The organism is Pseudomonas sp. p106, assembly GCF_003936645.1.
In the GTDB taxonomy this organism is placed as follows: domain Bacteria; phylum Pseudomonadota; class Gammaproteobacteria; order Pseudomonadales; family Pseudomonadaceae; genus Aquipseudomonas; species Aquipseudomonas putida_E.
Window position 1 is genome coordinate 78,509 of sequence record NZ_RHQR01000008.1, and the last position, 23,691, is coordinate 102,199.

At 56.0% G+C, this 23,691-nt stretch carries 14 protein-coding genes, 1 tRNA gene and 1 pseudogene; 15 read left to right on the plus strand and 1 reads right to left on the minus strand.

The annotated features are described in order from the left end of the window. Window positions 1-12 precede the first annotated feature (12 nt). From pgsA to EGJ09_RS12470, 3 genes and pseudogenes are all read left to right on the plus strand, one after another. Window positions 13-573, plus strand: a complete 561-nt coding sequence (gene pgsA, locus EGJ09_RS12460) for a CDP-diacylglycerol--glycerol-3-phosphate 3-phosphatidyltransferase (RefSeq protein WP_046785681.1) — start codon at window positions 13-15, stop codon at window positions 571-573. Between the two features lie 63 nt (window positions 574-636). Continuing rightward, window positions 637-712 (plus strand) — tRNA-Gly (locus tag EGJ09_RS12465). A gap of 221 nt (window positions 713-933) precedes the next feature. Further along, window positions 934-2,280, plus strand: a pseudogene (locus EGJ09_RS12470) (tyrosine-type recombinase/integrase); the annotation flags it as partial. Between the two features lie 203 nt (window positions 2,281-2,483). Here the strand turns inward: EGJ09_RS12470 and EGJ09_RS12475 are convergent. Next, window positions 2,484-3,461 carry an IS5 family transposase gene (locus EGJ09_RS12475; protein ID WP_125923943.1) on the minus strand — a complete coding sequence of 326 codons (978 nt, stop codon included), beginning with the start codon at window positions 3,459-3,461 and terminating at the stop codon, window positions 2,484-2,486. A 535-nt stretch (window positions 3,462-3,996) separates the two neighbouring features. Here EGJ09_RS12475 and tssB point away from each other — a divergent pair. From tssB to tssA, 12 genes are all read left to right on the plus strand, one after another. Then, complete coding sequence (gene tssB, locus EGJ09_RS12485; protein WP_125923945.1) at window positions 3,997-4,500, plus strand: type VI secretion system contractile sheath small subunit; 504 nt, start codon at window positions 3,997-3,999, stop codon at window positions 4,498-4,500. 34 nt (window positions 4,501-4,534) lie between these two features. Next, entirely contained in the window at window positions 4,535-6,073 is a 1,539-nt protein-coding gene (gene tssC / locus EGJ09_RS12490) for a type VI secretion system contractile sheath large subunit (protein WP_115274363.1), read from the plus strand. 23 nt (window positions 6,074-6,096) lie between these two features. Next, entirely contained in the window at window positions 6,097-7,452 is a 1,356-nt protein-coding gene (tssK, locus tag EGJ09_RS12495) for a type VI secretion system baseplate subunit TssK (protein ID WP_125923946.1), read from the plus strand. Continuing rightward, the gene (gene tssL, locus EGJ09_RS12500) at window positions 7,449-8,129 is read left to right on the plus strand and encodes a type VI secretion system protein TssL, short form (protein ID WP_177433156.1); all 681 of its coding nucleotides are present in this window, start codon (window positions 7,449-7,451) and stop codon (window positions 8,127-8,129) included. Before tssK ends, tssL begins: the two co-directional genes overlap by 4 nt. Beyond that, complete coding sequence (locus EGJ09_RS12505) at window positions 8,126-9,865, plus strand: OmpA family protein (protein ID WP_125923948.1); 1,740 nt, start codon at window positions 8,126-8,128, stop codon at window positions 9,863-9,865. Before tssL ends, EGJ09_RS12505 begins: the two co-directional genes overlap by 4 nt. Window positions 9,866-9,881: 16 nt before the next feature. After that, a complete protein-coding gene (locus EGJ09_RS12510; protein WP_012315100.1) occupies window positions 9,882-10,385 on the plus strand; it encodes an Hcp family type VI secretion system effector in 504 nt (167 codons plus the stop codon). 149 nt (window positions 10,386-10,534) lie between these two features. Continuing rightward, window positions 10,535-13,189: a type VI secretion system ATPase TssH gene (tssH, locus tag EGJ09_RS12515; protein ID WP_125923949.1), complete on the plus strand. Its 2,655-nt coding sequence runs from the start codon at window positions 10,535-10,537 to the stop codon at window positions 13,187-13,189. 17 nt (window positions 13,190-13,206) lie between these two features. Further along, on the plus strand, window positions 13,207-15,729 hold the full coding sequence (locus EGJ09_RS12520; protein WP_256658431.1) for a type VI secretion system Vgr family protein: 2,523 nt from the start codon (window positions 13,207-13,209) through the stop codon (window positions 15,727-15,729). A 134-nt stretch (window positions 15,730-15,863) separates the two neighbouring features. Further along, the gene (locus tag EGJ09_RS12525; protein ID WP_125923951.1) at window positions 15,864-16,841 is read left to right on the plus strand and encodes a hypothetical protein; all 978 of its coding nucleotides are present in this window, start codon (window positions 15,864-15,866) and stop codon (window positions 16,839-16,841) included. A 697-nt stretch (window positions 16,842-17,538) separates the two neighbouring features. After that, the gene (locus EGJ09_RS12530) at window positions 17,539-18,765 is read left to right on the plus strand and encodes a hypothetical protein (RefSeq protein WP_125923952.1); all 1,227 of its coding nucleotides are present in this window, start codon (window positions 17,539-17,541) and stop codon (window positions 18,763-18,765) included. Between the two features lie 296 nt (window positions 18,766-19,061). Next, a complete protein-coding gene (locus EGJ09_RS12535; RefSeq protein ID WP_256658434.1) occupies window positions 19,062-22,106 on the plus strand; it encodes an ImcF-related family protein in 3,045 nt (1,014 codons plus the stop codon). Next, window positions 22,103-23,689: a type VI secretion system protein TssA gene (gene tssA / locus EGJ09_RS12540; protein ID WP_125923954.1), complete on the plus strand. Its 1,587-nt coding sequence runs from the start codon at window positions 22,103-22,105 to the stop codon at window positions 23,687-23,689. Before EGJ09_RS12535 ends, tssA begins: the two co-directional genes overlap by 4 nt. Window positions 23,690-23,691: the final 2 nt, after the last annotated feature.

Below are 23,691 nucleotides of genomic sequence, written 5' to 3' on the forward strand. Positions count from 1 at the left end.
CCAGTCGTACCGATGAATATTCCAAACCTGCTCACCGTTCTACGCGTCCTGCTCATTCCGATCTTCATCTTGCTGTTCTATATGCCCTATCACTGGAGCTATATGGCCGCCAGCACGGTGTTCGCCATCGCCGCCGCCACCGACTGGCTGGACGGCTACCTGGCCCGTCGCCTGCAGCAGAGCACGCCGTTCGGCGCGTTCCTCGACCCTGTGGCCGACAAGCTGATGGTCGCCGTAGCCCTGGTGCTGCTGGTGCAGGTGCACGCCAACTTCTGGCTGACCCTGCCGGCCGCCGTGATCATCGGCCGCGAAATCGTCGTTTCGGCCCTGCGCGAGTGGATGGCTGAACTGGGGGCGCGGGCGCATGTGGCGGTGTCCAACCTCGGCAAGTGGAAAACCGCAGCGCAAATGCTGGCGCTGATCATCTTGCTGGCCAACCCGCCGCTGGTGACCTTCTGGGTGATTCTGGGCTACGGGTTGCTGCTGGTTGCCGCTGCGCTGACGCTGTGGTCCATGGCCCATTACCTGTTGGCCGCCTGGCCGCACCTGCGTGAAGGTTCGGAACAAAAATAAAACTTTTTTGAATCAAGGGGTTGACGCCGTTTTAGATATCGCTAGAATGGCACCCATCACGACGCGGGAATAGCTCAGTTGGTAGAGCACGACCTTGCCAAGGTCGGGGTCGCGAGTTCGAGTCTCGTTTCCCGCTCCAGTTATAGATCTACAGAGTTCCATGGAAGTCTGTAAGTCGTTGAAAAAAGGGCCGAAAGGCCCTTTTTTCGTTCCAGGGGAAACCACCGAAAACCGGCAGTATCCGGCCATTTTAAGGCCAGATTTGAGGCCAGAATTGGAAATGCTCCAATTCGCTTTTCCGGTAGAGATTGGTGGAGCACGAGACGAGCATTTGGCCTCTGACAGGTTCAGGAGGTCACCATGGCACTCTCGGAAATGGCGATCCGACACGCTCGGGTCACCGGCAAGGAATACACGCTCGCGGATAGCGATGGCCTAATTCTTCACATCACCGCGCAAGGCGGCAAGATCTGGCATTTCCGTTACTACTGGGCCGGCAAGCAGAAACGCATGTCGTTTGGTAGTTATCCGCAGCTCAGTCTGCGTGATGCGCGGACGAAGCGTGATGAAGCCCGGGCATTGATTGCTCAAGGTACCAATCCCAGCGAACAGCGTAAGCAGCAGCGCCTGGCCATTCGCCTCTCCAGCGATCATGCCTTCGAGGTCGTGTTCAACCAGTGGGTCGCCTTTCGCCGCCTCAGTCTCAAAGAAGGCCGGCAGAGTACGCTGTCGCAAATCTTGCGAATTTTTGCCAAAGACATTTTGCCTCACATCGGCGACCGCTCAATCTATGACATCAATCGTCATGTGCTTATGGCGGTGTTGGATCGTATTGAGACTCGCGGCGCGTTCACGACGGCGGAAAAGTGCCGCACCTGGCTCAATCAGCTATTTCGCTACGCGCTGGTGCGCGTTGCTGGGCTCGAGAATAATCCTGCGGCTGACCTGGACGTAGTGGCGATGCCTAAACCACCGGTAGAGCACAATCCTTTCCTGCGCATGGACGAGCTGCCACAGCTTCTGAACAGGCTGCGCGGCTATCATGGTGGGCAGCAGACCCTGTTGGGAATCTGGCTTTTGTTGCTTACCGGAGTGCGCACCGGTGAGCTGCGTTTGGCCACGCCGGATCAATTCGACCTGGAGCGCCGGCTCTGGGTCATTCCCCCTGAGGTGGTCAAGCAGCTGCAGCTCAAGATGCGTAAAAGCCGCAGTCAAGCTTCCAAGGTGCCGTCCTACATCGTGCCTCTATCAATCCAGGCGGTGGAGGTGGTAAGGCTGCTGCTCGATCGTGTGGTGCCTGCGCAGCGGCATTTGCTTGCCCATCGGAGTGACTTGAGCAAACGGATCAGCGAGAACACGTTGAACAGTGCGCTGCGGCGCATGGGGTTCGCTGATCGGCTCACCGGGCACGGTATGCGTGCCACCATCTCGACCGCGCTCAATGAGATCGGTTATCCGAAAGTCTGGATTGATGCGCAGCTTTCGCATGCCGACCCCGATAAGGTCAGCGCCTCGTATAACCATGCTGAGTATGTTGAGCAGCGGCGGGCCATGATGCAGGATTGGGCGAATCGATTGGACCTCTGGGCGCAAGGACATGCTCAGGCAGCTGGCGCACCCTTGACCATACGTTTGGAGGGGGCGGCTTCCCAATCAATGCAGGCCAATGTCCTACGCGCTGCTGTTCCGCTGCACAATATCCCTGTGCAAGCCAATCCGAGACGGGGGCGAAAAGGTGCTCAGGCACAATGGCATGCTGCACTAGGGATGGTCTGAAGTAGGCATCAACTTTTGATGCCCTCTTGGCTTGAGGCTCAAAAAACACTCGTCCCGGCAGATAATCAGACCTTTTCCTTTTTTAATTCATCGCTTCACCTTCAAACGAGACCGTTTCAAGGCGTTTTCCCGCATTACAGACGCACCTGTCCCATCACCAGCAACCGTTTTCGCGTCATCCAGAGATTCGACAGAGCAAAAAGCGTGGCCTGTTGAGCCGTGTTCTTCGCCAAACCACGGAACCGCACCTTTGTGTAACCAAACTGGCGTTTGATCACGCGGAACGGGTGTTCAACCTTGGCCCGAACCTGCGCTTTTGCGTACTCGATCTTGCGACGAACACGCCCGATCAGGTCTGTTTTCGCTTTCTTTTTAGCGCTGCTCGGCCGGGCGGCAATCGACCAGATCATCTGGCGTCTCTGATGTTCGGGACGCTTTTCCACACCGGTGTAGCCAGCATCGCCACACACGTAACTCTCTTCGCCATGCAGCAACTGATCGACCTGAGTCACGTCCGCCACATTCGCCGCCGTGCCCACCACGCTGTGCACCAAACCCGATTCGGCATCGACACCGATGTGCGATTTCATCCCGAAAAAGTATTGATTTCCTTTCTTGGTTTGATGCATTTCGGGCGCGCGCGCTCCCTCCTTGTTCTTGGTAGAACTTGGCGCATGGATGATCGTCGCATCGACCACGGTGCCTTGGCGCAGCAACAAACCACGGTCGCCCAGATAGCCATTGATGACCTGCAAAATCCCACTGGCCAGGTCATGCTTCTCCAGCAGTCGGCGGAAGTTGAGGATCGTGGTTTCGTCCGGAATTCTATCCAGATGCAGGCCGGCGAACTGGCGCAGGATCGTTGTTTCATAGAGCGATTCTTCCATCGCCGGATCGCTGTAGCCGAACCAGTTCTGCATCAGATGAACCCGCAGCATCGCCATCAATGGATACGGCGGGCGGCCACCTTCACCTTTGGGGTAGTGAGGCTCGATCAGCTTGACCAAGCCTGCCCATGGCACCACCTGCTCCATTTCTATCAGGAAGCGCTCTTTGCGGGTTTGTTTGCGCTTGCCGGCGTATTCGGCATCGGCGAAAGTCATCTGCTTCATCAGGTGGCTCGACGGTGGTGGCGGTCAGGCATTTTGCCAAATTTGGAAGTGTTTTTCAGAGGAACCCTAACCGCTCACGGCGCTAGTACATGTTTGCTATTTGCGGCTTTGGTTTGGGGTGGCGCTTTTGAACTTGTAGGAATTTTCTGTTCTGGTGCGGCTTGGTGGAAATAACTTGCATTTTATGCATGTTGATCATTATTTCGTCTGAGGTTGTTTTTGTTGATTTGGGTCAATGCGTCGATGGCGGTCGGGTTGCTCTTATTAAATGCATCAATGTTGGCGCTCTAGTGTGCGGCTTCGAACATTTGTTGTCATCTTAGGTATGCCTTGTAGGACGCTTCCTTATTTTAGAAAGGGGGTGGCGCGGCGCCAAAAGATGCGCCATGGTTATCGGGGAGGCACTTCCGGGTAGCGCTTCCGCCCAAGTAGTCGTACGCAGTGGTTCGACTGGCCTTGATTAATTTTGTTGGGGTTCGGTGGCGCTCATTTGGGCGTTGGCTCCCGCTAGAAATCCCGGTTCGCAGGAGGTGGTATGGCTTCAAATAGCTTTCAGAATGAAGTGCCGAAGGCACGTGTCAATATCAAGCTTGATCTGCATACAGGTGGCGCCCAGCGCAAGGTGGAACTTCCCCTTAAACTCATTCTGATGGGAGACTACAGCAACGGGAAGGAAAAGCGCCAGCTATCAGAGCGGCCGAAGGTAAATATCAACAAGAATAATTTTGACAGCGTGCTGTCCGATCTCTCTCCGAGTCTCAAGGTTATTGTTGACGATACGCTGTCGGGCGAGGGTGGGGAAACACCGGTCGAACTGAGCTTTCAGCGCATGAAGGACTTCGAGCCAGAACAGGTTGCTCTGCAGATTTCTCAGTTGCGTGCACTGTTGGCGATGCGAAATTTGCTGCGCGAATTGAAGGCCAATCTTCTGGATAACGCAACGTTTCGTGCTGAATTGGAGCGGATACTTAAAGATGAAGCACTGAGTGACGAGTTGCGTAAGGAACTTGCTGCCCTTGCACCGCCAAGCGAGCGCTAGAAAACCATCATCTCGACAGACTGGAAGCTAATAAATGTCCGAAGAACAATCTTCTGCGCAATCGCGTGGCGCCACCGTGCAGGTGGAAGAAAACCAGAGCGTCTATCACGCGCTGTTTGAAAGAATAAACCTTGAACCGCTTGATCAGATGGGTGGCATTGAGGTGTTCCAAAGTATCGATGCGTTGTCAGAAGCGACAGCTAATGAGCGCGTTACTGCTTCGGTGAGCGTTTTTCTGGACCGTCTCAAACAAGTCTCTCCGAAGGTGGAGAAGCTGGACAGGGCTCTGCTGGATGAGCACATCGCCTCGATTGACGCTCAGATCAGCAGCCAGCTGGACGCGGTCATGCATCACCCGGATTTTCAACGGGTCGAATCAATCTGGCGCGGCGCGAAGTCGTTGATTGACCAAACGGATTTCCGTCAAAACGTCCGAATTGAGCTGCTCGATATCAGTAAGGAGCATCTGGCGCAGGACTTTGAAGACGCGCCGGAGATCGCGCAAAGCGGTTTGTATCTGCATACCTATACCCAGGAATACGATACGCCTGGTGGTGAGCCTATCGCGGCGGCAGTTTCGAATTATGAGTTTGGGCGAGGTGCGCAAGATATCGCATTGTTGCGCAATGTTTCGAAAGTGGCGGCTGCATCCCATATGCCGTTTTTGTACTCGGTTGGTCCGGCCTTCTTCGGAAAAAACACCATGGAGGAAGTGTCTGCGATCAAGGATATCGGTAACTACATGGATCGTGCGGAGTATATTAAGTGGCACGGCTTCAGGCAAACTGACGATGCTCGTTATGCGGGCGGGATAACACCCCGCACATTAGGGCGCTTGCCTTATGGGCCTGATACGAACCCTGTGCGATCTTTCAACTATGTGGAGCGAGTCAAGGGGCCGGATCACAGCAAGTATTTGTGGGTAAGCTCGACATTCGCGTTCGCGGCGAACATGGTCAAGAGCTTTATTGCCAATGGATGGTGCGTGCAGATTCGAGGGCCACAGTCGGGTGGCGCGGTTACCGACCTGCCGATTCATTTGTACGACATGGGGACGGGTAGTCAAGTCAAGATCCCCTCGGAAGTTATGATTCCGGAGACCCGAGAGTTTGAGTTTGCCAATTTGGGCTTGATTCCGCTCTCGTATTACAAGAATCGTGACTACGCATGTTTCTTCTCGGCCAACTCAGCGCACAAGCCGGCAATCTATGACACGGCGGAGGCCACGGCAAATAGTCGTATCAATTCGAGGTTGCCCTATGTGTTCCTGCTTTCTCGCATTGCACATTATTTGAAAGTTATCCAGCGGGAGAATATCGGTACAACTAAAGACCGTCGCCTGTTGGAGTTGGAGCTCAATAGGTGGGTCAGTGGCCTGGTCACCGAGATGACCGATCCGGGAGATGACTTGCAAGCTTCCCACCCGCTGAGAGAGGCAAAAGTGGTTGTCGAGGACATTGATGACAACCCGGGCTTCTTCAGGGTCAAGTTGTTCGCTGTGCCGCATTTCCAGGTTGAAGGTATGGACATCAACCTCTCATTGGTTTCGCAGATGCCCAAAGCAAAATCTTGATTGCGGTTGCAGGAGTGTATGTCGTGAAAATCGACCGGCCTTTATGGGCGTCCGGAGTGGTGTTGTCTGCGCAGCAGTTTCAACAGCAGGCCCGCTTTGAATCGTGGACCAACCAGAGTATTGCCTCACTGGGCTTGGTCCACCCTTGGGGCATCCAAAATGTGGCGTTTGATGCAGATGCGCTGAGGTTGGGTAAGCTGAAGGCCACTCGGCTTCAGTTGTGCCTACCAGACGGTACTTTGATCGACACCGATCGGCTGGATCGACTACCCAGTGCCCTGGAACTCTCTCGGGTAGTGCCCGGAGATATCCAGACGGCAACGGTTGTGATCGCTTTGCCACTGGAACAGGCCAATGGTAACAACTGCCTGTTTGAGGGTGGCAGCGCTGAGCGGCCCGTCAGATATCACCAGGTATGGCGTGATACCAAGGATCTCTACACCAGTGAAATACAGTCAATCAGCGTGCTCGAACATGCACTGAGCTTGCGTCTGGCTGATGACGATAATGCGGATTATCTGACCTGCCCGGTGGGGCGTTTGCTGCGTGATGGCAAGGATGGGTGGGCCATTGATGATACCTACATCCCGCCGTTGCTGAAGTTTGATGCTCATGCTGGGTTGTTGCTTCAACTCGACAACCTGCTCACCCAGCTGTCCGCCAAGCGTGAGCGTTTGATGGGAATGCGCCGGGAGAGCAACCAGCGAATGGCGGATTTCGCTGTTGCAGATGTCACGTTGTTCTGGTTGCTCAACGCACTGAACACTTATCAGCCGGTGTTGGCAGACATAAAAGCGCAGCCTGCTCGCCATCCGGAGCAGGTATATCAACAGTTGGTGAAGTTTGCAGGTGGCCTGCTGACCTTCTCGTTAGACCAGCACATAGAGGACATACCCGCCTACCAGCACGCGGACCTTGAGGCGGTTTTCCCGCCCTTGATGTGTACCCTATCCACATTGCTGGAGGCGAGCCTGCCGTCCCGCGTGCTGGCGCTGATCCTGGAGGCGCGTAGCGCAAACCGCTGGCAGGTTTCTCTGAGCGATCCACGTCTGCTTGAGCCTGAAGGGGCTGACTTCTATTTATCGGTCCGTTGCCGGCTGCCAGCCGTACAAGTTCAAAGCCAATTCCCACGGCTGTGCAAGATCGGTTCCCCCGATGATGTGGACCATCTCGTCAATGCGGCACTCGATGGCGTTCCACTGAAACCTTTGAGCCATGTGCCCGCCGCGATACCGCTGCGGCTAGAGAATCAGTACTTCGCGCTCGATCTCAGCCATGCAAAGGGCCGCGCCATGCTGGCTGATGGGGTCTGTGCCCTCTATGTCCCGAGTGTGTTTCAGGGTGTCCAGCTCGAATTGTTCGCGGTGCTTCGCTCATGAGTCGCACAGTGCAGAAGCACACCGCAGCCAAGGTGGACATCGACGCGTTGCTGCAGGACACCTATCTGTTGGTTGTCGAGTTGCGACACGGTACCGATGCGCACAGTAGTCCGCAGCTGTGGTCAAGGTGCGTGGCTGATGTCGAGCATGTACGAGCCATGCTTCAGCAGGAGGGTCTGGACCGCCGCAGCGTCGATCTGATCAGTCATGCGCAGTGTGCGCTTCTGGACGAAACAGTACTTGCCCGCGCCGAAGGCAGTGCCCATGAGGATTGGGCGATGGAGACCTTACAGGCAAGGTTTTTCAGCAGCCATCAGGCGGGGGAGTCGCTCTACGAAGATATGCGCTCTGCGCTGCAGGAAGCCTCTGTGTCCCCTTGCGTACTCACAGTATTTCATCGAGTCCTGATGCTTGGATTCCTGGGGCGCTACCGAGAGGCAAACCACCCGGAGCGGCAGCAGTTGTTGACTGCCATCTCCGCGCAAGTGCCGCCTCTGGATACAAGTCAGTCGCTGGTCGTTCAGTTAGGCAGTGGCCCACGGATGCCGATGTGGGGTTGGTTGCGATCTCCTCTGCTTCACATCGTGATGGCAGCTGCTCTGTTGGTAGGTGCTTGGTGGGCGCTTGATCACGCGTTAGGTGAGGCAGTGGCCTCGCTCTTGCCGGTGCAGAGATGAGCGCAATGGCGCAGGTACACAAACAGGGGCTTTGGCTATGGGCCGGTGCGCTGTCCTGGTTGTTGATTGCCACGTTGCCGCTGGCTGTAGAGGTTCAAGCCATCGCTACTCTGGTAGTCACTGCCTTGCTGGTGTTGGGCTGGCGCCGGACTCAGCGTGCTGCCAAGAACCGTACACCGTTGCAGTGGGGCGGCGGTGTCCGCCTGCCTGCTGGCTCGTATCGTCATCCTGTCGTTCTAGCGGTCGGCGATTGCTTGGCTGAGCTGTTTGGGGCCTCGTCTGCTGAGCAGTTGGCGCCACGGGTAACAGTGGAGGGGTGTTATGTGCCAGTGCCCGATCTCTTGAAGTTGTCCGCAACCGTGGCCGATCTGCTGCTGGAGCGGCCAGAGTGGGAGGGGCAGCTCAGTGTCATGTGGCTGGTCAATCCCAGTGCCCATAATGACGGCGCAGTGCTTGCGAACCAGATACAAAGCTTGTGCCATCAGGTTGCGATATTGCGCAAGCGAGGTAGACCGCTGCCGCTGCTGATTGTGGGCTACTTCCCGAGCGCAGTTGGGGTGTCGCCCTGGTTCAGCTGGGAAACTGAAGCATCAAGTGTGCGAGCGCGTGAGGTGGGTGAGTGCCTGACGCTGTCCGAATGGGAGCGCAGGGGCACAGAACCTGAGAACCAGGCTGATCGATTCCGAACCACGGTGCAGTTGAGCGCTGCTGTGGGTTGGTTGGATCAAGCGTGCTTGCCGGAAATTGGCAAACCTAATTCCCGCGAGGGGATCGTAACAGCGGACGCCGTTGCGGTTGCATTTTGTCCCAAGTCTGAGGGCGCGCGTGATGGCAACCTCTGGCACCGTTGGCTACAGGAGCGGACTGGCCTTGCCTTCGCAGGTAGTGGGCCTAAACATACAAACGCGTCGTTACCCTTTCCTGATGCACTGCTCCATGTGTTGCCTGGCAGTACTCCACACAGTCGGCGAAGCAGGGCTGTGGTGATTGGAGTCTGGTTGTTCGTACTGACGGCTTGCGTTGCGCTGATTAGTTCGGCGAGGCAGAACACGCTCTTGATCCGTCAGGTCACCGATGATTTGCGACGCTACAGCACGGCTTCGCTGAGCCCCGATTCGGACAAAGTATCGCAACGCCAGGAGGCACTGATGGTGCTTCGCCAGGAGGCGCAGCGACTGGACCGCTACTATCGCCAAGGGGAACCGTGGTCGTTCGGGATCGGGCTCTATCAGGGCGAAAGGCTGCGTCCTTCGTTGTTGGCCGCAATCAACGGCCATCACATCCCGACGATGCCTCAGGGAGTGGCTGACAAGCCACGCACGGTTCGCCTGGACAGCCTGTCGCTCTTTAACAGTGGTAGCGCGCAGTTGAAGCCAGGATCGACCAAGTTTTTGGTGAATGCACTTGCAGACATCAAGGCCCAGCCAGGCTGGTTGATCGTGATCACGGGCCATACGGACGCGACGGGTAATGACGAACAGAATTTGCGTTTGTCGCGAACACGCGCGGCGGCGGTTCATGACTGGATACAACACATGGGTGACATACCCAGCAACTGCTTCGCAGTTCAAGGCTTGGGTGCAAGCGAGCCCGTTGCAAGTAATGACACGGAACAAGGACGGTCGGCTAATCGCCGAGTTGAAATTCGCCTGGTGCCGGAGGCGGGGGCTTGTCAGCCCTCGGCTACGGCCTCAGGACTGCAACCCAAGTCGCACTCTGCGACTCCCAAAGCTTGAAATGAGGAGCTTCTAAATGGCTATTCCTGTTTATCTGTGGCTGAAAGACGATGGTGGAGCCGATATCAAAGGCTCGGTGGATGTAAAGGGTCGTGAGGGTAGTGTTGAAGTGGTCGGTCAAGATCATGATTTGTATATCCCTACCGATAACAATACCGGCAAATTAACGGGTACGCGTATCCATACGCCTTTTGTTTTTACCAAGGAGATAGACGCCTCCTCTCCTTATCTCTACAAGGCCGTGACGACTGGGCAGACGCTTAAAGAGGCGGAGTTTAAATGGTACAAGATTAATGATGCCGGGCAGGAGGTGGAGTATTTCAACACCAAACTGGAAAACGTCAAGGTCGTGAAAGTTGCGCCAAAGATGCACGATGTCAAAGATCCGGCGAAAGAAAAACACAATCACTTGGAACTAGTCGAGCTGCGCTACGAAAAAATTACTTGGGCATTCAAGGATGGCAACATCATCCATTCAGACTCCTGGAATGAACGCCCTAGCGCCGCTGCCGCTGGATGAAACCTGGCTGTCAACCGAGGTTGGTTGACAGCCTCCAGCGTCTTGGGTTGAGCGTCCGTGCGCGGGCGTTCAGCCAAATACACCTCAGCTATTCAGATGCGCTCGCACTTGTGGCGGCATGTTGATTATTGACGACAAGGATGCCCTGTATGGCACACGATCCTACCCGCCTGCTTCGCCGGCTCAACGCCTACTGTACCCAGGCACTCACGGCAGCGGCTTCACTTTGTCAGGCGCGTGGGCACAGCTATATCACTGTTGAACATTGGCTGTTGAAGTTGTTTGAGCAGGGCGAGGGCGATCTCGTGGTCCTCGCCCGCCGATACGAGTGGGATATGGATGCCATCTGGCAAGGGCTGCTTGACCACTTCCATACATTGCCGCGCAGCGTTCTCAGCAAACCTCAGTTGAGCGGTGAGGTGCAGCAGCTGATCACCAATGCCTGGTTGTTGGCATCGCTGGATCGTGACTGTGAGCAATTGCGATCCGTTCACTTGCTGGGGGCGTTATTTGAAACGCCTAACTTGCTCAAATGTTCCGCCGCCTGGTCTCTATTGAGCGTCGGTCCGACGCAGTTCAAGCAAATGGAAACGCTGCTTGAGTTTGACTCGCAAGAGCGTCAACCGGGGCAGACATCACTGTTCAAGCCAGAAGTGTCAGGAGAGGCTAAGGCGGCAGTCGTCTTGAAGGGGGACGAAGCATCAGTCGCTGTCCTCGATCAGTTTAGCCATGACGTCACTACCCAGGCAGCAGCGGGGCAAATCGACCCGGTGTTCGGCCGCGACGATGAGATCCGTCAAATGATCGATGTGCTGAGCCGTCGGCGCAAGAACAACCCTATCCTTGTTGACGATCCAGGTGTTGGAAAAACCGCTCTGGTCGAGGGGCTTGCTTTACGCATCGCCAGCGGGGATGTCCCCGATAGCTTGAAACCGGTGTGTATCCGTACTCTGGACCTAGGGTTGCTCCAGGCGGGCGCAGGGGTCAAAGGCGAGTTCGAGCAACGGCTGAAGAACGTAATTGATGCCGTCCAGCGGTCAGAGACGCCGGTGCTGCTGTTCATCGATGAAGCGCACACCTTGATCGGTGCTGGCAATCAGGCAGGGGGCGCAGATGCGGCGAATCTGCTGAAACCGGCTCTGGCGCGTGGCGAGCTGCGCACCATCGCTGCCACCACTTGGAGTGAATACAAGCAGTACTTCGAGCGCGATGCGGCGTTAGAGCGTCGCTTCCAGATGATCAAGGTCGATGAGCCGGATGATGCCAATGCTTGTGTGATGCTGCGAGGGCTCAAAGCGCGTTATGCCAGCTACCACGGTGTGCATGTTCAAGATGCTGCGGTGCAGGCGGCGGTCAGCTTGTCTCGCCGTTTTTTGACCGGGCGCCGTTTACCGGACAAAGCTGTGGATCTGATTGATACCGCCTGCGCGCGTGTTCGCATGAGCTTGGACTGCGAACCTCAGGCCTTGGTCCAGCTGAAGTCGCAGAAAATGGCCTTCACGGCAGAGAGGGTGGCGCTGGAAGAGGACGCGCAGCTTACCGGTATTACGGATGAATCTCGCTTGGCGAAGATCACTACCCAGCTGGTGCAGCTGGAGAGTCAGCAAGCCGCGTTGGAGCTGCAGTACCAACAAGAACTCGACCTCACCCACCAGCTGCTCAATGCTCGCCAGAGCGAGCAGGTTGATACAACTGTCTGCGCTCAGCTGCAAGAACACCTCAGCTACGTGCAGGGGAGTCGGCCACTGCTGTCCCTCGATGTGTGCGCACGCAGTGTGGCTGAGGTGATCGCAGACTGGACGGGCGTGCCTCTCGGTAGTCTGCTGAAAGACGAACATGCCAGCTTGTTGAACCTGGAAGATCAGTTGGCCGAGCGTGTTGTTGGTCAAGACCCGGCGCTGGTTGCACTTGCCCAACGGTTGCGCGCCGCCCGAACGGGCCTCACTGACGACAAGGCACCGATGGTTGTCTTCCTGCTGGTCGGTACCAGTGGCATCGGCAAGACGCAGACGGCGCATGCACTGGCCCACAGTCTGTTCGGTGGCGAGAAGTCCTTGATCACCCTCAACATGTCGGAGTACCAAGAGGCGCACACCGTCAGCCAACTCAAGGGTTCGCCGCCGGGTTATGTGGGTTACGGCCAGGGCGGCGTACTCACCGAAGCCGTCCGCCAGCGTCCCTATAGCGTGGTGTTGCTGGACGAAGTCGAAAAGGCCAACCGTGATGTACTCAACCTGTTCTATCAGGTGTTCGACCGCGGCTTCATGCGTGATGGAGAAGGAAGGGAGATCGATTTTCGCAACACGGTCATCCTCATGACTTCGAACCTGGGAAGCGACCTGCTGCAAGGTAGTATCGAGCGGCAGCCAGGCATTGAGGAAGCGGCACTGCATGAACTATTGCGTCCCGTGTTACGCGAGCACTTCCATGCTGCACTGTTGGCTCGCTTCCAGACATTGATCTTCCGCCCATTGGGGGCCGATGCACTCAAGCGCATTGTCGCCATCAAACTCGATCAAGTGGCCAAGCGCTTGCTGCGTCATTACGGCCTGCAATGTGAGGTTGATGACTCGCTCTACGAAGCGCTGGTCGCCGCCTGCCTTTTGCCCGATACCGGCGCTCGCAATATCGATAGCTTGCTCAATCAACAGATCCTGCCGGTGCTCAGTCAGCAGTTACTCCAGCGCCAAGCGCTCGGACAGCCAACCCAAGCCGTGACGCTTGGATACTGCGAAGACGCCGGCATCAGCTTGAGCTTTGCAGATGAACACCACGCAGCCGTGGCGGCTGCCGAGGGGGTTTGATGATGTCGAAGCCAATAATGGGTTTCACCCATAACCACTACCATCTTAAAGTCAACCAGCTTGCTGTTGAGCTTGATGTACTGTCGTTCAAAGGTGAAGAGTGGCTGAGCAAACCGTTCAAGTACACCGTGGCATTCACTTCCCCGGAGCAGGATATCGAGGCTGCGCAGATCCTCGGGAAGGATGCCAGCTTTTATCTGGGCAAGTCTCAACCCACCGTCCAGCTCTCAATGATCAACGCTGCTTCACGTACGCTGCATGGCGTGATCACCGGTTTCAAGCGTGTCTCCGGTTCCCGGGACGAAGCCCGCTACCAAGTCACACTCGAAGCGCACCTGGCATTGCTCGGGCGTGGCAAGCAGTACCGGATCTACCAGCATCAGTCGGTGCCGGAAATCGTTGAAAGTGTTCTCCGTAGTCGCCACCAGTTCGAAGGGCAGCACTTCTTGTTTGACCTGGCGCGCGAGTATCCCAAGCGTGAACAGGTCATGCAGTACGGTGAGAGCGATCTGGCCTTCATCAGCCGTCTGCTGGCGGAGGTCGGCATTTGGTATCGCTTTACCCACGATGATCACCTTTCCATCGATGTGGTCGAGTTTCACGACCATCAACGCCATTACCAGTTTGGACTCACGCTGCCACATCGCCCGCTGTCGGGTTTGACCAGCAATGGGCAGGAGGGCGTATGGGCGCTCCAAGTTGAGCATCAGGTGGTGGAGCAGCACATCAATGTGCGGGCTTATCACCACCGGGACGCGGCCGCTTTCCTGGATGGTGAGGTTGATCACAGCCGGGGGGCCACCACTACTTACGGCGAAGGCTATCACTACGGTGAACCCTATGCCGCGCTGGGTGACGCCATTGACCAAGATGAGGACCTGCTCAGCGAAAGTGGCTACTTCTATGCGCGCCTGAATCATGAACGCTTTCTCAACGACCAGACGCGTTGCAATGGCGTCAGCAGCAGCGTAACGCTTGCCCCAGGGCAAGTGCTGACGGTCTCTGACGGGGCACCACAGGTGTTCGAGCCTGGGGTGGTCATTACACATTTGACCGTCGAGGCAGCACGCGACCGGAGCTTGGAAGCCAGGTTCGACGCGATTCCCTATTCGGAGTCGATAGGCTTTCGGCCCAGATTGCTGGGCAAGCCACAGATCGCCGGTACGGTGCCGGCGCGAGTTACCAGTACTCAAAAGAACGATTCCTACGGCCATATCGATATGGAGGGACGTTACCGGGTCAATTTCCTGTTTGACCGGGACACCTGGCGTGCAGGCGAGGAGAGTGTCTGGCTACGACTGGCACGGCCTTACGCGGGTGACACCCATGGCCTGCACTTGCCGTTGATCTGCGGTACCGAAGTGGCGGTGGCGTTTGAGCAAGGCGATCCGGACCGCCCCTACATCGCTTATGCCTTGCACGACAGTGAACATCCCGACCACGTGACGCTGCGCAACTACAAACGCAATGTGCTGCGGACCCCGGCCAACAACAAGTTGCGCATGGACGATACGCGCGGCCAAGAGCACATCAAGCTCAGTACCGAGCATAGTGGCAAGAGCCAGCTCAATCTGGGGCACGTGGTCGACGCTGAGCGTAACCCACGAGGTGGGGGGGCAGAGCTGCGCACCGATGGGCATGTCGCCATGCGCGGTGGAAGCGGGATTTTCATCAGCGCCGATGCACAGCCTGGGGCCAAGGGAAACATGCTCGAAATGGCCGCGGCCCTAGAGCGACTGGACCAGGCCAAAGAGCAGTTGGAAGGGCTGTCGGTAGATGCGCAGGCGTGTAAGGCGGAGCCTGCGGATGTCCAAGCCCAGTTGGACCTGCTTAAGCAAGATCTGGAAAAGCTGAAATCCTCGGTGCTGTTGCTCAGTGCGCCTCAAGGGATCTCGATTACCAGTGGTGGTCATCTTCAGCTGGCGGCGCAAAAGAACCTGATGCTCAACGCCGGCGGCGAGGCCGATATGAGCGTGGTCAAACGCTTGTTTGTTGGAATAGGACAGGGACTCAGTCTGTTCGTGCGCAAATTGGGCATCAAGCTCATTGCCAACCAAGGGCCAGTCAGTATCCAGGCGCAGAACGATACCTTGTCGCTAATTGCACGGCATGGTCTGGACATTTCTAGTACTGAAGATGAAGTCCGGATCACTGCGAAAAAGAAGATTACGCTCAATGCCGGTGGGAGTTACATAGCGATAGAGGCGTGCAGTATTGAATCCGGCACTGAGGGGGACTATATCATTAAGTCCGCCTGTTTTGAGCATATGGATGCAATTTCTAAAGGTGTAGATTCCTTAAAGTTACCTGCGTCAGTAGGGGCTCTACAAGAGTTTGACGAGCAGTTCCAGATTTTTGAAGAGGATGGCCAGTCCGCAATGATTGGTGTTCCGTATAAGGTCACCAGTGAATCTGGAAAGGTTTGGCTGGGAAGAACTGACAGCCAGGGCCGTACCGAGCGTGTAAAAACTCTCAAGGCAGAAAAGTTGTCGTTGGTTTTTGGTCGTGAGCTCGAACACCGGTCGGAAGCTGGCGAGTAGTGTTATTGGATGAATGAATAAGGCCTCTGCTGAGCGATGGGTACGAGTCTGGATAAATGGTTTGTTAGTGAAGTGTCGGGTATGGGTTGAGTTGGTTTTTAATTGAGTCTGGCAGCATTATCTAGGGTGGTGGTATGCAAGAAATCAAGGGGGCGGTGAGCAGCAATTCAGGTGCGGAAAGCCTTGTGAAAGTTATCTCGACGGCGAATGGGCTCTCATGGGTTAGTCCAGGTGAGAATGACGGTTTTTATATTTCAGACCAAGCAGAGTTTCCAGAGATTACATTTGAGGTGAGAGTGCAAGGTGCCTTGCCTTTGAGCTGGTCGTGGGAAGTGGAATGGAATGCAAAAGTTAGTGGGCTAAAAGAACGGGCAAGGAAAGCCAGTTCCTTGCAGGAATTTAAGAAGTCAGGATCGTTCACTAGCAATAGTCAAATTTGGATTGCAGAGTTGGATGGAGAGGTTTTAGGAGGGAGGTTGACGGTTACGGTGGTCTCTGGTGGGAACAGTATTAAACGATCTGTGATAATCAAGGGGAAGAACCCGTCCAAGGAAGCAGTTGCTGCGTACGTGGGCGATTTGGATGACATGGATGGGTTTGAGAAGCTGTTGGAACAGGAAACGGGAAGTAAGCACTTCATTAATCTTGATGGGGAGCCAATTGTCGCCTTTGATAAAGGTTATGGTATTACACAGATGACGAATCCAGCGCCTACTTATGAGCAGGCTTGGAGTTGGAAGGAAAACATTTTAGGCGGGTCGGGCATATACAAAGATAAGGTCTTTGCGGCAAAAAAATATCTAGGTCAGCAGGGGCGGGCTTACACGGATGATCAGTTGCAGCATGAGGTGTTTAGTCGTTGGAATGGTGGGTCCTATCATCAGTGGGATAGTGTTGCAGAGGTCTGGGTCAGAAAGAAAAGTATTCTCTGTGATTCAAATGCGGGAAATATTGGTTGGTCTATGGATAAAGAAAAGAATAAGGGAAGAACTGAGAGTGAGCTTCGGGAAAGGGATAAAGATAAGTATCGGGACGGTGGGAAAGGCCAAACCAAGGATCATCCCTGGCAGTACAGTGGGGTGTGTTATGCGGATCACGTTCTTGATAAATAAGCGATGGCTAAGTTTGATTGGTTTTTTTCTCAATACCTTTTGGGTTGCCGGAGTGTACGCCAGCGAGGTCCGTTGGATTGATGCCAAGGATGGGCAGGTGATGGTGAGAGCCAAAAATGGAAGCGAATATGTCCTAAGCGTTCCCGTAGGAGTAAAAGGGGTCTATTTTGATGGGAATCTGCATCGTGTAAGTGACAAAGAGTACCTGTCTATATTCCAAGTGAGTGCCTCGAACCCAGTACGGCCCGATGGGTTCTGTGGTTCTGGAGATGAGGTCTGGCTTCAGTTATATGAATCTTCGTCTAAGGTGAGTAGTCGTATATTAGTAAGCAGCTGCCTGCACTCGGTCTCGCTAGCGAGCCAAAACTCAGGTCAGGAACGGCAGGATAATGATTATTCATCAGTGAAATGGGATGAGTATGGTTTTTCAATTGAGTGGTTCGGCCGGGTCGACAGCTTCGGTCGAGTCATTTCGCTTACTCGTTATAGATTGTGCAGCGACTCCTTCTGCGCCTCGGACTTTTTACAGGGTGAGCCTGGAAATTGATGAGCTCAAGTACGCTGTATGGGGAATATTTCGTGATTGGGATTGTCAGGGTTGGAGACAAAAATACGGCGGGTGGCGTGACACCTGAACAACGCAGGGATGAGACCTACGCACAATCGCCTCCACAGCGGTGCCCATCGAAGGCCGAATATGGCAGTTAAAAATCAGAAAGTTTATGAAGAGGCGCGACGGCCGAGCCCCCCAAGATGGTCGATTTGGCTTGGAATGTTGCTGCTGTTTATGCTCTTGGGGTTGATGGGCGGAATATTGTTTGTCGGTCAAGCGCCACCTGTAGATGCAGGAGGGATTTGGCAGGTAGCCCTAGGTACCCCTGTTCTGGTTTGGGTGATGGCAATTTCCACTAGGGTGATTATTTATGCGAGTTACGTTCGGGTTGCTGATGGGTGGGATGAGGCTAGGACGAAGGACTTGGAACAAAAATATAAAGTTGGTCGGCGTTCATTACAGGTGTGGGGCACAAGCGCCTATACGGCTTTAAGACGTCAAGGTGTAAGTGCGGAAGGCCAGGTCAGTAAACTTCTGGCGGGCGTTAGAGCTATTAAAAGCCAGCCATTTAGGATTGGAGGGAATGTAATACGCCATAGCTGCATAGACGGGGATGGTAATGCCGATCCAGAGCAAATATTGCTGCAGGCGTTCGAGCAAGTGTTGACTGATCTTGCACAGGTCTTAGAGGGGTTGGCTGATGACATCCCTCTGAAGGTGCTCGTAGAGGGTGACAGTCAAATAACAGAGGCAACTTTACACCGTATATGGCGGAGCGTATGGTGCAAGTCAGGGGTTCGTCAGTCTACGGAAATTATCAGCGATGCCGGATTAGTGGCCGTGAATCAATGGCTTGATCGAGGGGTCGAGGATAACTCGCTGCTCTTGATTGTTGCATTTCAATTTGCTCCGGAACAACCGAGAGATACAGCTGAAGTAGTGGTGGGCCTGCTATTAGGTAGCTGCAGTCCGGTACCGTCATTACATCCAATAGCTTGTCTGCATCGACCGGAATTTTTGCGTGCCCCTGATTCGGATGTCGATTTATCTGTGCAGCAGGCGCTGGAGTGGGTACCTATAAATGCGTGCTCGATTGAGCATGTTTGGCGATCGGGAGTTGACCGATATCACGATAGCCTGGTGACAATGGCGTTAACAAGCTTGAGCGGGGCTGGAGCCGAAAAAAAGAAATTTCACGATTTAGATTCATTGCTTGGGTCAGCAGGTAAAGCAGCCCCTTGGTTGGCGATTTCGCTCGCATCGGAGAGTATTAAATTGAGTGCGGGAGCGCAATTTGTTATTACTGGTGGCTCTGATGATTCGCTCTTTTGCCACTGCGCAGTGACACCAGCTTCGCCAAATTCGGTCTAAGTCTTTAGATGCTCGCAATAGCAATGTGGGTGCTTGGGGTAATTCCTTTCATTGCTGTCGTTACGATCTTTGCGTTGGTGGTGTTCTGAGGTTGTCTTGGAGGGGTAGACTTGTTATCTGATAGAGTGGTTGAGTTGACGTGGTTGTTCTTTTTGACTGCTGCTGTGGTGGTATTGTCTGGAGGAGTTCTCCTGGTATTAGGGCGTCGCGTTGGTGGGTCAACTTATCGCCGTCACTCTTCTGTAGATCAACCCCAGGCAGACAGTAGGTCAGAAGTGAAGCGTACGTCGCATGGCATGTCGATAGACAATATCAGCCTAATACGAGAGTGCCTCCGTCATAAATATGGTTGGTCATGGTGTTTCAAGGTGCGTCTGTTCTTGGTGGTTGGCGAAACTCCTCCCGTCAGTTCTGTTGCGCCAAGGTTGATCGATGAGCATTGGTTGGAAGGGCGGGCAGTTATACTTCTGTACGGTGGCAGTCTTATTTCCAGTCTGAACACCGTCCTGCTCGACGAATGGCAACGGCAGTTTCGCTGGCGCGGTATTGATGGTGTCGTTTGGGCGCTGAGCGACCGCATGGTCGACGACGCTGCCTACATGAGGGCGAGCATTCATCATCTGCAGGATATGAGCTGTCATCTAGGCAGGCAATTGCCTGTGCATGTGTGGCAAATCTGTGAAAGCCAATGGGACCAGTCGGGGCGCGACATCGAGGCGGTTGGCTGTTTGCTTCCCACTCGGCGGGCCGCAGTTCATTGGGAAGAGCATTTGGGCGCCCTGCAGCACTCGCTACGCGAACAAGGTTTGGCGCAGATGCAGAACCACATGGCCCACGATTTCTTACTTCGGCTTGCTCGCGACTTGCAAATTGACGGTGCTGCACAATGGTATCGCCTGATTGAGTCCCTCTCAGGAATGGGCACACGTGGCATCCAGATCCGTGGCGTGTGGTTCAGTTTGCCAGTTCAGAGACCAGAACCGGAGTCGGCAATTGAACATCACTGGCCAGAAGACCCTGCATGGTCAGGGATCCTCAGCGATCGCTCTGCCCGAGCCCGACGACTGGGTTGGCACCCAGGCAGAGTCGCCTACGTTTCTGCGCTGGGCCTAGCTTCCATCTGGGGCATCGGCTTGCTGTTGTCGTTTGCCAGCAACCGTGCCGAGGTCGGTCAGATAGCGGTGGCGTACAGGGCGCTTCAGCAACCTGTAACAGGCACCGACACTCAACAGGCACTGGGCGAGCTTGTACGCGAACTCTCCCGCCTGGACTATCGATCAGAACACGGCGCACCGTGGTACCAGCGTTTTGGCCTGAACCGGTCCCACGATCTGCGCGAAGCGGTGTGGCCGCTCTATACGCAGGCCAATAACCAACTGCTCCGTGACCCCGCCGTCTCTGAACTGGAAAAACGGCTCAAAGCGTTGGTCAACTTGCCTCCGGCGAGTCCCCAGCGCGCCAAGCGGGCCCAGCTGACGTACAACTACCTCAAAGCCTATCTGATGCTGGCGCGCCCGGAAAAAGCCGATGCGGCTTTCTTGGCCGAGACCTTGGGCGCTGCCGAACCGGCACTGTGGACGTTCTACGGCCAGCATCTGCCCGATCACCCGGATTGGGCGATCAAGGCCGACCTCAGGTTGATCGCCCAAACGCGCCAGGTGCTGCTGTGTGCACTGGGTCAGCGAAACGCTGAAAACAGCCTGTACCAGCAGGTCCTCGACACCGCGGCGAACCACTACCCGGCGTTGGGCTTGCAACAGATGGTCGGCGACACCGATGCAACCGCCTTGTTCGCCAGTGCTGCACAAGTCCCCGGTGTGTTCACCCGCCAAGCGTGGGAAGGGCGGGTACGTGCAGCCATTGAAGAGGCGGCGCAGACGCGCCGCGAAGAGATCGACTGGGTGCTCAGCGACAACCCCAACGACATTGCAAAGGAGCTGAGCCCCGACGAACTCAGCGAGCGGTTGACCACGCGCTACTTCCAGGATTACAGCAGTGCCTGGCTGGGCTTCCTCAACAGCCTGCGCTGGCAGCAGAGCCATGGCCTGAGCGATGTGATTGCACAGTTGACGCTGATGAGCGATGTGCGTCAGTCGCCATTTATCGCCCTGATGAACACGTTGAGTTACCAGGGCCAGGCAGGCGTTCGTGGCCAGGCCTTGGCCGATTCCCTGATTGAATCCGCACAGAAGTTGGTGGGGCAAAAAGCAGCGCCGATAGTCGATCAACTTCCCCAAACACCAAACGGCCCGCTCGACAGCACCTTTGGCCCCTTGATGGCGTTGCTGGGAAAGGAGGCGGAAGGGCGATCGGGCGATGACCGTTTGAGCCTGCAAACCTTCCTCACGCGGGTTACCGGCGTGCGCTTGAAGCTGCAGCAGGTGGTCAATGCGCCCGATCCTGAAGCAATGATCCAGGCCTTGGCGCAGACGGTATTCCAAGGTAAAAGCGTGGACCTGACCGATACCCAGGCCTATGGCAACCTGATCGCCGCCAGCCTGGGCGCCGACTGGGGCGCGGCTGCCAATACGCTCTTCGTGCAGCCGCTGGATCAGGCCTGGCAACAGATTCTGCAGCCGTCGTCGGCAGGCCTCAACAGGGCGTGGCAGCGCTCGATCGTCGACGAGTGGCAGGGTGCTTTCAGCGGCCGGTATCCCTTCGCGGCCACCAGCAGTGGCGCCTCGTTGCCCATGCTGGGGCAGATGATCCGCGCCGACTCCGGGCGGATCGAACAGTTTCTGGCCCAGCAGCTCACGGGGCTTCTACGAAAAGAAGGTAGCCGCTGGGTGGCAGACCCGCGGCAAAGCCAGGGGCTGCGTTTCAACCCGGACTTTCTGACAGCGATCAATCAGCTCAGTCGTCTGGCCGATGTGTTGTACACCGATGGCGGTATGGGCTTGAGCTTCGAGCTGCAAGGCAAACCTGTGCGTGATGTGGTGCAGACCACGTTCGTGCTCAATGGTGAAAAGCACCATTACTTCAACCAGCGAGAAAGCTGGCAACGCTTTCACTGGCCCGGGCAGGGTGACCATCCCGGCATCAGCCTTACGTGGAGCAGTGTCTACACCGGCGAACGTCTCTTTGCGGACTACCAGGGCACCTGGGGACTGATTCGTCTGCTGGAGCAGGCCAATGTCACGGCGTTGGACGACGGCGATAGCCGCTTCCGGGTCGTGTTGGATGCGCCAGATGGTTTGCGCCTCACTTGGCACTTGCGCACCGAGTTGGGGGAAGGCCCGCTTGCGCTGCTCAAATTGCGAGGGTTCAGCTTGCCGCGAGAGATCTTTCTGGTCGATGGCCGTAACACGCCGCAGTACGCGCAGAATGGGGGCATCGAATGAGTCTGAAAAGCCTGATCGAAAGCTGTTTACCCGGTTGCGAGCCACTGGCCGTGGCGCGCGAGCACAGCGAGTGCTGGAAAACCTGGTTGCCCCCCATCCGTGATGACGCGCCCGTAGGCGAGGATCCGGTTTATGACGACGACTTCCAGCGTATGCGCGAGGAGGTCAACAAGCTTTCCGGGGCGGATGTGGAGCTGGTGGCGCAACTGGGGCAGAAGCTGCTCCAGCACTCGTGTAAAGACCTTCGCGTTGCCACTTACTACCTCTGGGCACGCTTGCACCGGGACGGTGAGGCAGGCTTGGCGGATGGCTTGAACTTGTTGGCAGCGTTAATGGAACGTTATGCCGACGGCATCCTGCCTGTGCGTGGCAACAGCCGCAAGATGGCCTTGGAGTGGCTTGCCGGCAGCAGGGTCCTGGCAAGCCTGTCGCTGTACCCACAGGTGGTCAAGGCTGAAACCGAGCGAACGGTGGCTGCTTTGGTATGGTTGGAGCACGGCTTCAGCCATTGGCCTGAAGACCAACGGCCAGGACTGGACGCGTTGTACGGTGCCCTCACTGCCCGACTCGCTGTGTCGGGAGGTGTCGATGCAATCGTCCCTCAGACTGGCAGTGATTCACCCGTAGACAGTAGGACGGCAGGCCCGAGCCCAACACCCATAAAGTCGGGCCGAGATCTGCTGGACAGTGGTAGAGGGCTAGCCAGCTATCTACGTGATCAACCAGAAGGGTGGTTGGCGGCGCATCGGCTGATGAAGAGTTTGCGTTGGGACACCGTGCATCAACTGCCGCCGCAAACTGCGCCGGGGGTTACCCGTCTGGCACCGCCTCGCGGCGAGTATCGCGCTCAGCTCAAGCGCTTGCACTTGCAGCAAAGCTGGAACGAGCTGATTGATCAGGTCGAGCAAATGTATGCCGAAGGCGTCAACCACTTCTGGTTGGATTTGCAATGGTATCTCCATCAGGCCCTGAGCAAATCAGCTGAACCCTCCAAGAGCTGGGCGGATGTGGTCAAACACGATCTGGGCATGCTGCTGCAACGCCTGCCGGGCGTGGAGTTACTGTGTTGGAGCGATGGCTCGCCATTCGCCGATGAAGCCACGCGTGAGTGGATCAACCAGCAGGTCAGCGGTAATCGCCCAGAACAATGGCTGCCCACAGCGGCCCCCGCATCGTCGGCGGCTGCATGCGAAATATTCGCCTTGGAGCCCGAGGCACTGGCGCAAGCGGATGCTAATGGCGTGGAGCACGCGCTGGCGTGGCTGGCGAGCCGTCCAGACGTGCAGACCGGGCGGCAACGTTGGTTACTGCGTTTGCTGATGGCGCGAGTGGCCGAACAGTGCGGCAAGGCCGAGCTGGCCATTCATTTGTTCACTGAGCTGGACGCTGCCGCGCAACGCCACACATTTGCCGACTGGGAGCCCGACCTGCTCTTCGAGGTCAAGGCGCGTTTACTCAAGCTGCTGCGTTTGAAGGCCCAGCGCAACGACGCAGACCGGCCTGCGCTGGCGCGGCAAATGGAACACCAGTTGGCAGCACTCGTATCCATTGACCCGGTACGCGCTGCAATCCTGTGCAGTTAATT